We start from the raw sequence: 12,277 nt of genomic DNA on the forward strand, positions 1-12,277 counted from the left end.
TCCGCGACAACCGCACCTTCACCACCGAGGCACCAGCCCCGGCAGTCAGCGCGGCTTGACACGGTCATTGAAACTCCTGCCGCGAGTGCGTGAACTGCAAGGCGGGCGAGGAGCAGTACTGCCTCGAGGGCAACGTCGGCACCTACGGCGGCATGCTCGACGGCAAGCCCACCGACGGCGGTTACTCCGAGAAGATCGTCGTCGACGAGAACTACGTCTGCGGCATCCCCGAGGGCGTCGAACTCGACGTCGCCGCGCCGCTGCTGTGCGCCGGCATCACGCTGTACTCCCCGCTCAAGCACTGGGGCGCGGGCCCGGGCAAGAAGGTCGCCATCGTCGGCCTCGGCGGGCTCGGCCACATGGGCGTCAAGATCGCCGCTGCGCTCGGCGCCGAGGTGACCGTGCTGTCGCAGTCGCTGTCCAAGAAGGACGACGGCGAGAAGTTCGGCGCCCAGCACTACTACGCCACCAGCGACGACGCCACGTTCGAGCAGCTCGCGGGCTCGTTCGACCTGGTCGTCAACACCGTCTCCGCGGCCCTGCCGATGGACAGGTACCTGTCGCTGCTCGGGCTCAACGGCACGATGGTCAACGTCGGCGCGCCGGCCGAGCCGCTGGAGGTCCCGGCGTTCTCGCTGATCCCGATGCGGCGCAGCTGGGCCGGCTCGATGATCGGCGGCATCGCCGAGACCCAGGAGATGCTCGAGTTCTGCGCCGAGCACGGCCTGGGCGCCGAGATCGAGACGATCTCCGCGGACCAGATCGACGAGGCCTACGACCGCGTGGTCGGCAGCGACGTGCGCTACCGGTTCGTCATCGACGTGGCGACGATGGCCTGACCCGAACAGGTACCCCTGGGCGAACCGGCCGCCGTGGCGACGCAGCACGGCGGTCGACCCGGCCGTTCGATGCCCTCGGTGACGTCGTGTTCTCACATCACCCGGTCGAACCCCTGCCGTCCACGATCAGACCGAACCGGCCCGCAATCCGGCCGCGGCGAGATGCTCGACCGCCTCCCCGACCCGCTCGAAGCCCTCGCCCACCGTGTGGCCGGCCTCGAAGCGGGCATGGATGCCCTCGGCGATCACCGCGACCTTGAAGTAGCCCAGCGCCAGGGCGAAGGACAGGGATCCGCCGTCCCGGCCCGACCGTGCCGCGTAGCGCGCCACGATCGCGTCGGCGTCGGGCATCCGGTCGCTGGTGGAGGCGGCCGCCCCGCCAAGCACGGCGTCGAACGCGGGGTCGCGGTAGACGACGTGCAGGGCGAGATCGGCGAGCGGATCGCCGAGGGTGGCCATCTCCCAGTCGACCACCGCGCGCACCACCCCGACGTCGTCGGCGTCGAGGATGGCGTTGTCCACCCGGAAGTCACCGTGCACGATCGCCGAGCCGCTGTCCTCCGGGCAGGTCTCCGCCAGCCTCGCGTGCAGCGTCTCGACGTCGGGCACCTCCCGGGTGGCCACCCGACCCCACTGGTCGTACCACCGGCGGACCTGACGGCGCAGGTAGCCACCCACCCGGCCGAACTCCGCAAGCCCAACGGCCGACGGGTCCACGGCGTGCAGGTCGGCGAGCGTGTCCACCAGCGCGAACCCGCACCGCCGGACGTCGGCGTCGGACAGGCCGTCGAGATCCGAGCGGGTGCGCAGCACCTGCCCCGCCACGTGCTCGACCACCGCGAACGGCACCCCGATCACCGACGGGTCCTCGCAGTGGACCACCGCGCGCGCCACGGGCACCCCGCTGTCGCGCAGTGCCGCGACGACGCGGAACTCCCGCCCCATGTCGTGCGCGGACGGGGTGAGCTCGCCCAGCGGTGGGCGGCGCAGCACCCAGTCCGAGCGCCCGTCGGTGAGGCGGTAGGTGAGGTTCGAGCGGCCACCGCAGATCAACTCGGCGTGCAGCCGCCCGATCCCGCCCACCTCGGCGTCGAGGAAGGCCTGGAGCTTCGGGAGATCAAGTCCGTCCACGGTGGCGGTACTCCTGGAAGAGGGGTCGGTTCCGTTGCAGCAGAGCCACGTTCACGCCATCTGGCTGCGTCAACGTGGCTCTGCTGCCATCGGAGAGGTGCTACTGGGCGCGGGTTCGCAGCTCGCGGCGCAGCAGCTTGCCCGTCACGGTCTTCGGGATCTCGTCGAGGAACTCGATCTGGCGCGGGTACTTGTAGGCCGCCATGCGCTCCTTGGTGAACGCGATGAGGTCCTCCTCGCTCACCGACTTGCCCGGTCGCAGGCTGACGAACGCCTTGACCGTCTCGCCGCGGTACTCGTCGGGCACGCCGACGACCGCCGCCTCGCGCACGGCCTCGTGCTCGTAGAGGACGTCCTCCACCTCACGGGGCCAGACCTTGTAGCCGCCCGCGTTGATCTGGTCCTTCTTGCGGTCGACGATGTAGAACCAGCCCTCGGCGTCCATGTAGCCGACGTCGCCGGTGTGCAGCGAACCACCGGGCAGGGCCTTGGCGGTCTCCTCGGGCTTGTTCCAGTAGCCGACCACCACCTGGGGTCCGGTGGTGACGAGCTCGCCGATCTCGCCGACGGGCAGGTCGTTGCCGTCGTCGTCGACGATCTGGACGACGGTGTCGTAGATCGGGACGCCGACCGACAGCGCGCCGGAGGCCTCGTCGACCGGCGCGCGGGACCCGAAGGGCACGCCGTGGCTGGGCGAGGTGGTCTCGGTGAGGCCGTAGACGTTGTGGATGTAGTGCCCGAACGTCTTCTCGAACGCCACCACCGTGGAGGGCGGGATGGGGGCGCCACCCGAGAGGATCTTCGTGAAGGAGGCGAGTGACTCCTTCTCCGCGTTGGGCGCGTTCATCAGTGCGATGAACACCGTGATCGACCCGACGGAGAACGTGGCCTTCTCGTCGCGGATGGTCTCGATCGTGACGCTGGGGTCCAGCCGGTACATGAGCACCAGCGGGGCCCCGACGAGCAGCGAGATCGCGATGTGGGCGATGAGGCCGGTGATGTGGAACAGCGGCGCCACGCCGAGGATGACGTCGTCTCCGCTCAGACCGACCCAGTCGCGGTAGCTCTGGGCGTTGAAGACCACGTTGCGGTGGGTGGTCATCGCGCCCTTGGGCGGGCCGGTGGTGCCCGAGGTGTAGGTCAGGAACGCGACGTCGTCGGGGCCGAGGGTGACCGCGGGCGGCTGCAGGTCCTTGTACTGCTCCAGCAGCGTCGCCAGGTCGAGCACGCCCTCGTTCGCGATGCGCTCGATCCCGGCGAAGATCCGCGGGTCGTTGCGCGTCTGGTACTCCAGCTCGGACGTGGTGATCGCCGTGCGCACCGACGTGTGCGGGATGACCTTCGCCGCCACGTCGCGGTGCAGGCTCTCCATCGACACCAGCACGGTCGCGCCGGAGTCGGTGAGCAGCTCGGTGAGCTCGCGCTCCTTGTTCATCGGGTTGATCGACACGGCGATGCCGCCGGCCTTCCACGTGCCGATCTGGGCGATCAGGAACTGCGGCACGTTCTGCAGGTAGACCGCCACCCGCTCGCCCGGCGCGAACCCGTTCTCGGTGATCGCGGCCGCGAACGCGTCGGTCAGCCCGTCGAGCTCGCGCAGGGTGATCCGGCCGTCGAAGTAGCGGATGATCTCGCCGTCGGGGTTGCGGGCGACCGCGGCCTTGAACATGTCCAGGGCGCTGTCGAACTCGACGGTCGTGGTGGACGGCTGGCCCTCGGCGTAGCGGGCGAGCCACGGCTTGGAGCCGTAGATCGTGGACTCCTCCGCGGTGGTCATCGGATGGCGATCGGGTTGACCGGGGCGCCCGTGCCGTTGACGACCTTCAGCGGCGCGGCGACGTAGAGGAACGTCCAGCGGTTGTCGGCGGCGCAGGCGTCGGCGAGGTCGTCGAGCCAGGCGATCTCGGTGAGCGTGACGCCCAGGTTGCGCATGAGCGCGCAGTGCAGCGGCAGGGCGACGCCGGAGTTCGGGTCGGAGGTGACCTCGTTGGCGATCGTGTCGGTGACGAGGTTGGGCACCTCGCGGGTCTGGAACCACTCGACGAGCTCGCGGGAGTAGGTCAGGCCGGGCTCGATGAAGCCGTCGTAGAAGGCCTCCGGGTCGTTGAGCTCGTACCAGTACTTCATCCAGCCGGTGCGGATCACGAGGATGTCGTGGGGAAGGATCTCCACGCCCTGGCTCTTGGCGGCGGCCTCGAGGTCGTTGTGGTCGAACGTCTCGCCCTTGTCGAGCCACTGCTTGCCGCGGTGGCGCGCCATGTCGATGAGCACGCCGCGCCCGACGATGCCCTTCTCGGCGATGGGGAGCACGGAGGCCTTCTCCATGGCGCCGATCGTGGAACGGGCGTCGTAGCCGTTCCAGAGCTTGCCGTCGTACCAGACGTGGCCCAGCGCGTCGTACTGCGTGGAGCCCTGCAGGAAGATCCGCGCGGTGTCGTCGGCGTAGTGCAGGCCGCCGGGGAACGCCGGCGCCCCCTCCTTGTCCCAGGTGCCCTCGTCGAGCTCGTTCTGGCGCTGGATGCCCTCGCGACCGGGCCACAGCGGGTCGCCGGGGCCGTCGGTGCGGCCCATCTGGATCTGCAGGGTGAACGTCTCACCCGACTTGATGTGCTGCACCCCGCGCAGCACCTCGGCCGCGTCGAGGTAGTTGAGGGCGCCGAGCTCGTCGTCGGGCCCCCACTTGCCCCAGTTGCTGGGGGCGTCGGCACCCAGTAGTTCGGCCACCGTGGGTACTTCGGACATCATCGTCTCCTCGGGGTGAACACGAGCGCGCGCGGCCGAGCGCTCGAACGGCTTGCGTTTAGGAGATGATGCACGTCACTATCGGACCCGTCAACAGCGGAGTTTAACGCCTCGTGTTTAGGAATTCTGAACGATGAGCCTCACGGCGAGCGAAGCAGTCCTGGGGGCGCAGGTGCGCCTGGCCAGGACGTCGAAGGGACTGAGCCTGCGCGCGCTGGCCCGGATGATCGACGTCAGCCCGGCCACGCTCAGCCAGATCGAGAACGCCCGCACCGGGCTCACCGTGGCCCGCCTGAGCCGGATCGCCGACGTGCTCGGGCTGACCGTCAGCGAGGTTCTCGACATCGCCCCCACCGCCGCCCCCGAGGGGCTGCCTCCGCCCCGGCGGCTGTCCCCGCCCGAGGACTGGCGCCACTACGCGCCGATCGACTTCGATCCCGTGCTGCGCGCCGCGCTGGAGGAGTTCCTGGCCATCGGCTACCACGGCGCCACGGTGCGGGGCATCGCCGCGCGCTGCGGCCTGTCGGTCTCGGGGATCTACCACTACTACACGAGCAAGCAGCAGATGCTCGTGACGATCCTCGACCTGACCATGACCGACCTGCTGGCGCGCGCCCGGTCGGCGCAGGCCGAGGGGCGTGACCCGGTGGAGCGCTTCAGCCTGCTCGTGGAGAACCTCGTGCTCTACCACACCCACCGCCGGGAGCTGGGTGCCGTCGGGGCGAGCGAGATGCGCAGCTTCGACGCCGAGAACCGCCCGAGAATCGCCGAACAGCGCACCCAGCAGCAGCGGATGGTCGACCGCGAGGTGGAGGGCGCGGTGCAGCTGGGCCGGTTCCGCTCGGACCACCCCCGCGAGGCCGCCCGCGCGGTCGTCACGATGTGCACCGCCCTGCCGACGTGGTGGCGTCCGGACGGGCCCCTGAGCCCGGAGCAGGTCGCCGAGCAGTACGTCGGCATCGCGTTGGACATGATGCGTCTGCGCCGGTGAGTCGACGCGATCGGCCAGGCCGGACCACGGTGGCGGCCCGGGCGGTCCCGCGCCGACTCGAGGTCGGAGTCCGCCGAACCGGGGGGAAGGTCAGATGGCGTCGAACCGAGCCCGCCGTCGGAGCGCTTTCTTGTCGATCTTGCCCAGCGGGGTCGACGGAAGGCGCTCGTAGAAGTCGATCCGTTTCGGCGTGCACACACCTCCCTTGGCCGTGCGCACGTGTGAGATCAGGAGATCGGCATCGGCTTCGTGCCCCGCTCTCGTCACAACGGCAGCGATGACGGCCTCGCCCCAGCGTTCGTCCGGCTCGCCGTAGACGGCGCACTGCTCGACGCTGGGGTGCGCACTGAGGCCGTCTCGACTTCCCGCGGGTAGACGTTGAAGCCGCCGGTGATGACCATGTCCTTGGAGCGGTCGACGATGCTGATGAGGCCGTTCTCGTCGCAGGTTGCGACGTCGCCGGTGTGCAGCCAGCCGCCGGCGAGCGCTGCGGCGGTCTCGTCGGGCTTGTTCCAGTAGCCGTGCATGACGAGCGGGCCGCGTACACACAGCTCGCCTGGCATGCCTGGTGGAACTGCGTTGCCGTCGTGGTCGAGGATCGTCAGCGTGACACCCGGCATGACGCGGCCGCAGCTGGACAGAACGGAGTGGTCGTCCGTGCAGTGCGCATACTTGTCGAGCGTGGTGAGCGCATTCGGGGCCTCGGCCTGACCGTAATGCTGGGTGAGGACGGCCCCGAATCGTTCTCGTGCCTCGATGATGCGAGACGGAGCCGTGGGCGCCGCCCCGTAGAGGATCCATCGGAGCCCGCTCAGGTCCGCGGTTGCGATCTCCGGGTGGTCGAGCAGCGAATAGAGCATGGTCGGCACCAGGAACGTGGTGTTGACACCGTCGTGCTCGATCGCGTGGAGGACGCGCGCCGGGTCGAACCGGTCGTGGATGTGGAAGTCGGCTCCGTGCAGCAGTCCGGGGGCGACCAGCAGCCCGGCCGCGTGCGACATGGGCGTGGTGATGAGGAATCGGGTGTCGTGCTGCCAATCCCAGGTACTGCTGGCCCACGCGTTCGCGGTGAGCGATCGGTCGCGCAGGATGACCCCCTTCGGCTCACCGGTGGTACCTCCGGTGTAGAAGAGGTAGGTGGCGTCCGCCGAGATGTTCGCGCTCGGAGCGGAGTCGCGGGAGAGGTCGTTGAGCCGGCGCAACGGGACAACTCGAACGGCGTCTCGTGCGGCGTTGGTGCGCTCGTCGAAACGGGAGTCGTCGACGACGAGGACGGCGCTGCCGCTGTCGCGTAGGACAAAGGCGTCGTCGACGTGCGTTGCCATCGGGTGCAGGGCGGTATAGCGGATTCCCGCGTGACAGGCCGCAGCCATGACCATGAACGCTTCGGGCCGGGGACCGGCCAGCAAGGCGATGCCGTCCGAGCGTGCGAGTCGCAGGTTGCTCAGCGCGGTGGACAGGCGCCGAATGTGCGACGCGACGTCGGCGTACGACCCCACCGCTGGCTCGCTGTCGCCACGCCAGTGGAAGGCGGCGCGGTCGGGCCTCCGGTCGAGCGCGGCGAGGATCAGGTCGGCGTAACGAACCGGGGTGTGCACAGCATCGTCGGTCTGGGTCACCGGCGGAACCCCTTCTCGAGAACGGAGATCGCGGCGACGGCTTCCTCGACTCCGTAGAGGGCACCACCGTTCTCGGCCACTGCGATTCGGGCGCCGTCGACCTGCCGCGCTCCGGCTTCTCCTCGTAGTTGCGTCACGAGCTCGAACAGTTGCGCCAACCCGGTGGCCGACACCGGGTGGCCGCGCGACACCAGGCCCCCGGACGGATTGACGGGCAATCGGCCGCCGAGCGCGCTGGCGCCCGACTCCGCCCATTGGCCTCCGTCGCCGATGGGGCAGAAGCCGAGATTCTCGGTCTGCTGGATCTCTCCGAAGGCGGTCGCGTCGTGCACCTCGGCGACGTCCACGTCCCGCGGACCGAGGCCCGCCTGTTCGTAGGCGGCGATGGCGGCCCTGCGGCCCAGGTGCGCTTCGACGTCGTCGGGTTCGCGGTCGGAGCCGCTGACCAGGACGCTGGCCCGAACGGTGACGTGCCGATCCGGGGTGGGCAGGGAGGCCGCGAAGTCGGTGTTGCCGACGAGCACGGCGGCGGCGCCGTCGCTGACCGGTGAGCACATCGGCACCGTGAGGGGATGCGCAACCGTCCGAGCCGCCAGCACGTCGTCGACGGTGAACGGTCGTCGGTACTGGGCGCGTTCGTTGTCGACCGAATGGAGGTGGTTCTTGGCTGCGACGGTCGCGAGTTGCCGTGCGGTTGTCCCGAAGCGGTTCATGTGCGCGAGGGCGAGTGCCGCATAGATGTCCATGAACACCGATCGGCGATCCTGAGCACCTTCGTGCTCTCCTGGTTCGTGCGCGACGCCGGCCACTCGGTTGAGCGTCCGCAGGGCGGTGCAGCGGTGAGCCCGGTCCAGCGCGCCGTCGAACACCGCCAGCGCCGCGGCGGCGTCCGGCAGGACCAGCTTGTCGACGCCGACCGCAACCGCCGCGGGTGATTGTCCCGAGCGCACGTGCGCGACGGCCAGCCAGAACGCGGTAGCGCCGCCGGCGCACGCGTTCTCGACGTTGACGACCGGGATCCCCGTCACGCCGGCCGGGCGCAGCGCGACCTGGCCCGGGATCATGTGTTGCCCTTCGACCGCCTTCTGGCTGACGTTGGCGTAGAACACGGCACCGACGTCGCGAAGGTGCGTGCCGGCGTCGGCGAGCACGTCGGAGAGCGCCTGCCGTGCCATGGTCCCGGCGCCGCGGTCCGGGTGGCGTCCGAACCGGGTGCACGACACTCCGACGACGTGCACGGCTTCGCTCACGACACGACCTTGTTGCGTAAGGTCCCGATGCCGCTGACTTCCAGCTCGATCGTGTCACCCGGTTGCAGGAAGCAGCCGGTTTCCAGCCCGCATCCGGTCGCCACGGTGCCGGAGCACAGCATCTCTCCGGCGTGCAGGGTGGTCGCGGTCGAGGTGAAGGCGATCAGGTCGGCGAAGCGGTGGTGCATGGTTTCGGTCCTGCCGCGGCTCACCTCCTCTCCGTTGATCCTCGCGACCATGTCGAGCCGGTAGGGGTCGGTGAGTTCGTCGGCTGTGACGATCCAGGGCCCGAAACTGTTGGCGCGGTCGAAGTCCTTGCCCTTGCTCATCCCCAGTCCGCTCGCGACTTCCTCGGCTTGCGTGTCCCGGGCCGAGAAGTCGTTGAAGATCGTGTAGCCGAAGATGTGTGTGTCGGCGGACGAGGCCGCGATGTCGCACCCGCCGCGTCCGAGGATGCACGCGAATTCAAGTTCGTAGTCGCGGACGTGGGAGTAGGCGGGCCACGCGATGTCGTCGTCGTGACCGGCCAACGCCAGACGATTGACCAGGTAGTAGAGCGGGCGTTCCAGCATGATCGGTGGCAGCACGACGGAGGCGGGCGGGACGCCGTCACGGCGTGCCCGCGCGTTGCGGAAGTGGTCGGGGAAGCATCCGAAGTCGCGAATCTGGCGGGGGTCGGGCAGCGGCGGGAGCAGTCGCACCTGGTCCGCGTCGACGCAGGCGACGTCGGGCGCGACGTGCGACACGTCGTCGATCTGCTGTCGCGCTTCGTCGCCTCCGTCGATGATCGACAGCATCGACCGCAGGTGTCCGGAGTCCGACCCGGTGTGCGTTCGCCACGCGAGGTCCAACAGGAGGTAGGACGCACCGTCGTCCAGGACGAGCGCTGGGTGCTGGGCACCGGATGCGGTACGCACGGTTGCGAGTTTCACGGTCGGTACCTCCGCTCAGGTGAACGCGACGACGCGAGCCGGGGCGGCGCTGGCTCGGGCGAGCTTGATCGGGAAGAAGGCGACTCGGAAGCCGGAAGGCGGCAGTGCAGCGAGGTTGGTGAGCTGCTGCACGATGAAGATCTCGCGCTCGCGTCCGGCGCGATGTCCGTCCCACAGCACGGAGTTGTCCCCGGTCCTCCGGAAGGCGTCGCCCATCACGGTGAAGGGCAGGTCCCATCCCGCCGCGTCGGTGCCGAGTACTGTGGCGCCGAGGTCGGCGAGGTAGAGCGTGCCTGCACGTGACATGCCGGGGTAGTTGAAGAAGCCCATGTCGCCGATGTCGTAGTTCTCTTGTCCGGTGCGGAGCAGCACCGCGCATCCATCGGAGGCGGGCGCGCCGGCCGCCGCGTACGCGTCGCTCAGTGCTTCGACGGTGATGGGTTGTGCTGCCGAGCATCGGCCTCGGAGGTCGAGGACGAACGCCTCGCAGTACAGCTCATCGCTGCTGATGTCGGTGATGGTGCGCGACGGGCGACCCTCGCACGTTGAGCCGTAGTGCAGTGGAGCGTCGACGTGGGTGCCGAGGTGCGAGCTGAAGGCGGTGATCATCTCCGCTCCCCAGCCCTCCCCGTCGGGAAGATCGGTGACGTCGCACGACATGGCACGGGCGAACTCGTCCCTTCCTTCACCGGCCGGGTGCATGTAGTGAACGTCGGGGAGCAGCACGCGTGCGAGCGGTGCGATCGCCTCGGGCAGACGCTCCCGGTCTGCCGGGTCGATGGTGCGGGTCAGGTCGATGAGCGTCATTTCGCCGTCCACGGTCGACAACTTGGACGATCAACATAGAACTGGACGGTCGGTCAAGGCAAGCGGCTCCTGCCGCGCGTGCCGGCTCGGGACGTTGCTAGGAGGAGGTCGCCCGGCGGCGAGCGAGGGCCTGCGCGTATACCCGCTCCAGTGCGTCGACTGCCGAACGCCGGTCGACGCGAGCTGGATCGAGGTGGTACTGGATGTTGATACCGAGCGTGCTTCCGAGCAGGGCGACGGCGACGGCATCGACGTCGCCGATCTGAGGTGCGACCGACCTCAGGTAACGGGCGTAGGTCGAGCGAAGTTCGACGTAGCGGGCGGCGTAGGTCGTACGGATCGGCGAGTCATTCGCCAGCGCTTCCAGCAGGATCGTCGAGAAGATGCGCGACTTCGGCTGCGTCATGAGCGCGAAGTTCGCTTCGATCAACGCCTCCACGCCGGGGTGGGCGGCCTCGGCGAGACGGTTCGAGATGAACCCGATTCCCCAGGCGAACGCGTTGTCGACGACCGCGATGAGCAGGCCCTCCTTCGATCCGAAGTGCCAGGCGACCGACCCTCGGCTGATCTGCGACCGCTCTGCGACCGCCTGAATCGACATCGCCGTCGATCCGCCCTCGGACGCCAGCTCGAACGCCGCGTCCACGAGACGTCGGCGCGTCTCCTCGGATATCTCCCGCTTGCGCGACGAAGCCACGTCTGTGCACCGCCCTGTCGGTCAACACGCGTCGGAGCCCGGCCATCGCGGCCGAGCCGCACCAGTCTGTCGCATGGCTGGACATCGCATCGGCGACCCGACTCACGAACTCGTCGACGAACCCGGCGCCCGCTCCCGTGTTGGACGTCCGGTTACTGCTGCGGCTCGCCCAGGTCATGGGGTCGCACCGTGTGGGCGCAGCAACAGTTCGCTGACCTCGACCCCGTCGGGCTGAGCGAGTGCGAAACAGACCGCACGCGCGACGTCGTCGGCACCCAGCGCCGGCCCGGTGGGGTTACTACCGCCGGCGAACGGCGTGGCGACGGGGCCTGGCTCGACGAGGGTGACACCGACGCCGGTGCCGACCAGTTCCAGCCGCACGGTCTCGGCGATGCCGGCGACCGCGAACTTCGTGGCCGAGTACAGCGAGCCCGGCAACGCGTGGCGGCCGAGCACCGAGCCGGTGAGCACCAACCGTCCGCGGCGGGCCACCAGCGCCGGCAGCACGGCCCTGACGGCCAGCGCCGTGCCGAGCACGTTGGTCAACACCATCTCCCGCCAGCCCTCCACCGGCGCGGCCGGGCCGGGGAGGTAGCTGCCAGGGCCGGCCGTCACGCCGGCGTTGACGAACGCCGCGGACAACCCCCGAATGCCCCATCCGCGAGCCGCACGGCCGCGACCAGGGCGTCGGGATCGGTGCTGTCGGCGACGATGCCGCGCACCCGCTCCGGCGGCCCGACCTGCTCGGCTACCTCGTCCACTCGTGCGGAACGCCCGGTGAGCACGAGGTTCCAGCCCTGGTCGAGGGCCTGGCGGGCGGTCGCCAGGCCGATCCCACCGGTCGCGCCGGTGATCAGCAGGCAGGGGCGGTGGCGCGGCGGTCATGCGTGCGCCGCCCCGGACGCCACACCGACGACGCCGGTCGCCCCGACGACCGGTGTCGAGGACACGAGCATCGTCGAGGGATCGGACAGGACGGGCTGGATACGAAGATCGGTCACGGGACCACGGAAGCATCGCCCGGTGACCCCGTCCAAGATCGGAGAGCGATAGCCGCTGACTATCCGCTCGGCTCGATGACTGATTCCGGGGTCGATGGTCGGTGGCCATGGGCCCAGATCACGGCCACAGGTTCTTGTCCGTGATCAGGAACTGGTGGTGGGGCGGTCAGCGGCCCGGGGGCCCTGGCCGTGCTCGGTGTATCCGGTGGGGTCCGTGCGACACGGTCGCCCGCGAGCGGCCGCATCCGACCGGCCCCACGTCAGCTGG

11 protein-coding genes and 2 pseudogenes are annotated in these 12,277 nt (G+C 69.5%); 2 read left to right on the forward strand and 11 right to left on the reverse strand.

Features of this window, described 5'->3' with window-relative positions; genetic code table 11:
- Positions 1 to 71: 71 nt before the first annotated feature.
- Positions 72 to 839 (forward strand): annotated as a pseudogene (locus BGP03_RS11890) (NAD(P)-dependent alcohol dehydrogenase); the annotation flags it as partial.
- Between the two features lie 126 nt (positions 840 to 965).
- Here BGP03_RS11890 and BGP03_RS11895 read toward each other — a convergent pair.
- From BGP03_RS11895 to BGP03_RS11905, 3 genes are all read right to left on the reverse strand, one after another.
- Complete coding sequence (locus BGP03_RS11895; protein ID WP_298798468.1) at positions 966 to 1,970, reverse strand: phosphotransferase family protein; 1,005 nt, start codon at positions 1,968 to 1,970, stop codon at positions 966 to 968.
- A gap of 100 nt (positions 1,971 to 2,070) precedes the next feature.
- Positions 2,071 to 3,747 carry a long-chain fatty acid--CoA ligase gene (locus tag BGP03_RS11900; protein WP_298798466.1) on the reverse strand — a complete coding sequence of 559 codons (1,677 nt, stop codon included), beginning with the start codon at positions 3,745 to 3,747 and terminating at the stop codon, positions 2,071 to 2,073.
- Complete coding sequence (locus tag BGP03_RS11905) at positions 3,744 to 4,712, reverse strand: cyclase family protein (protein ID WP_298798464.1); 969 nt, start codon at positions 4,710 to 4,712, stop codon at positions 3,744 to 3,746. The genes BGP03_RS11900 and BGP03_RS11905 overlap by 4 nt, the downstream gene beginning before the upstream one ends.
- A gap of 133 nt (positions 4,713 to 4,845) precedes the next feature.
- Between BGP03_RS11905 and BGP03_RS11910 the strand changes: the two genes are divergently transcribed.
- Positions 4,846 to 5,703, forward strand: a complete 858-nt coding sequence (locus tag BGP03_RS11910; RefSeq protein ID WP_296366278.1) for a helix-turn-helix domain-containing protein — start codon at positions 4,846 to 4,848, stop codon at positions 5,701 to 5,703.
- 90 nt (positions 5,704 to 5,793) lie between these two features.
- On the opposite strand, the gene BGP03_RS35875 is transcribed toward BGP03_RS11910, so the two are convergent.
- From BGP03_RS35875 to BGP03_RS35880, 8 genes and pseudogenes are all read right to left on the reverse strand, one after another.
- Entirely contained in the window at positions 5,794 to 6,252 is a 459-nt protein-coding gene (locus BGP03_RS35875; RefSeq protein WP_363093629.1) for a hypothetical protein, read from the reverse strand.
- A pseudogene (locus BGP03_RS11915) lies at positions 6,228 to 7,322 on the reverse strand (AMP-binding protein); the annotation flags it as partial. The gene BGP03_RS35875 and the pseudogene BGP03_RS11915, both read right to left, overlap by 25 nt.
- Positions 7,319 to 8,572 carry a thiolase family protein gene (locus BGP03_RS11920; RefSeq protein ID WP_298798460.1) on the reverse strand — a complete coding sequence of 418 codons (1,254 nt, stop codon included), beginning with the start codon at positions 8,570 to 8,572 and terminating at the stop codon, positions 7,319 to 7,321. The gene BGP03_RS11920 and the pseudogene BGP03_RS11915, both read right to left, overlap by 4 nt.
- A complete protein-coding gene (locus BGP03_RS11925; RefSeq protein WP_299736298.1) occupies positions 8,569 to 9,504 on the reverse strand; it encodes a fumarylacetoacetate hydrolase family protein in 936 nt (311 codons plus the stop codon). The genes BGP03_RS11920 and BGP03_RS11925 overlap by 4 nt, the downstream gene beginning before the upstream one ends.
- A gap of 15 nt (positions 9,505 to 9,519) precedes the next feature.
- On the reverse strand, positions 9,520 to 10,311 hold the full coding sequence (locus BGP03_RS11930; protein WP_298798458.1) for a cyclase family protein: 792 nt from the start codon (positions 10,309 to 10,311) through the stop codon (positions 9,520 to 9,522).
- Positions 10,312 to 10,408: 97 nt separating this feature from the next.
- Positions 10,409 to 11,008: a TetR/AcrR family transcriptional regulator gene (locus tag BGP03_RS11935; protein WP_298798456.1), complete on the reverse strand. Its 600-nt coding sequence runs from the start codon at positions 11,006 to 11,008 to the stop codon at positions 10,409 to 10,411.
- Positions 11,009 to 11,182: 174 nt separating this feature from the next.
- Positions 11,183 to 11,650 carry an SDR family NAD(P)-dependent oxidoreductase gene (locus tag BGP03_RS11940; protein ID WP_298798454.1) on the reverse strand — a complete coding sequence of 156 codons (468 nt, stop codon included), beginning with the start codon at positions 11,648 to 11,650 and terminating at the stop codon, positions 11,183 to 11,185.
- The gene (locus tag BGP03_RS35880) at positions 11,620 to 11,868 is read right to left on the reverse strand and encodes an SDR family NAD(P)-dependent oxidoreductase (RefSeq protein WP_363093631.1); all 249 of its coding nucleotides are present in this window, start codon (positions 11,866 to 11,868) and stop codon (positions 11,620 to 11,622) included. Before BGP03_RS35880 ends, BGP03_RS11940 begins: the two co-directional genes overlap by 31 nt.
- Positions 11,869 to 12,277: the final 409 nt, after the last annotated feature.

Origin of the sequence: Pseudonocardia sp. 73-21, assembly GCF_001899645.1 — a bacterium.
Lineage (GTDB): Bacteria > Actinomycetota > Actinomycetes > Mycobacteriales > Pseudonocardiaceae > Pseudonocardia.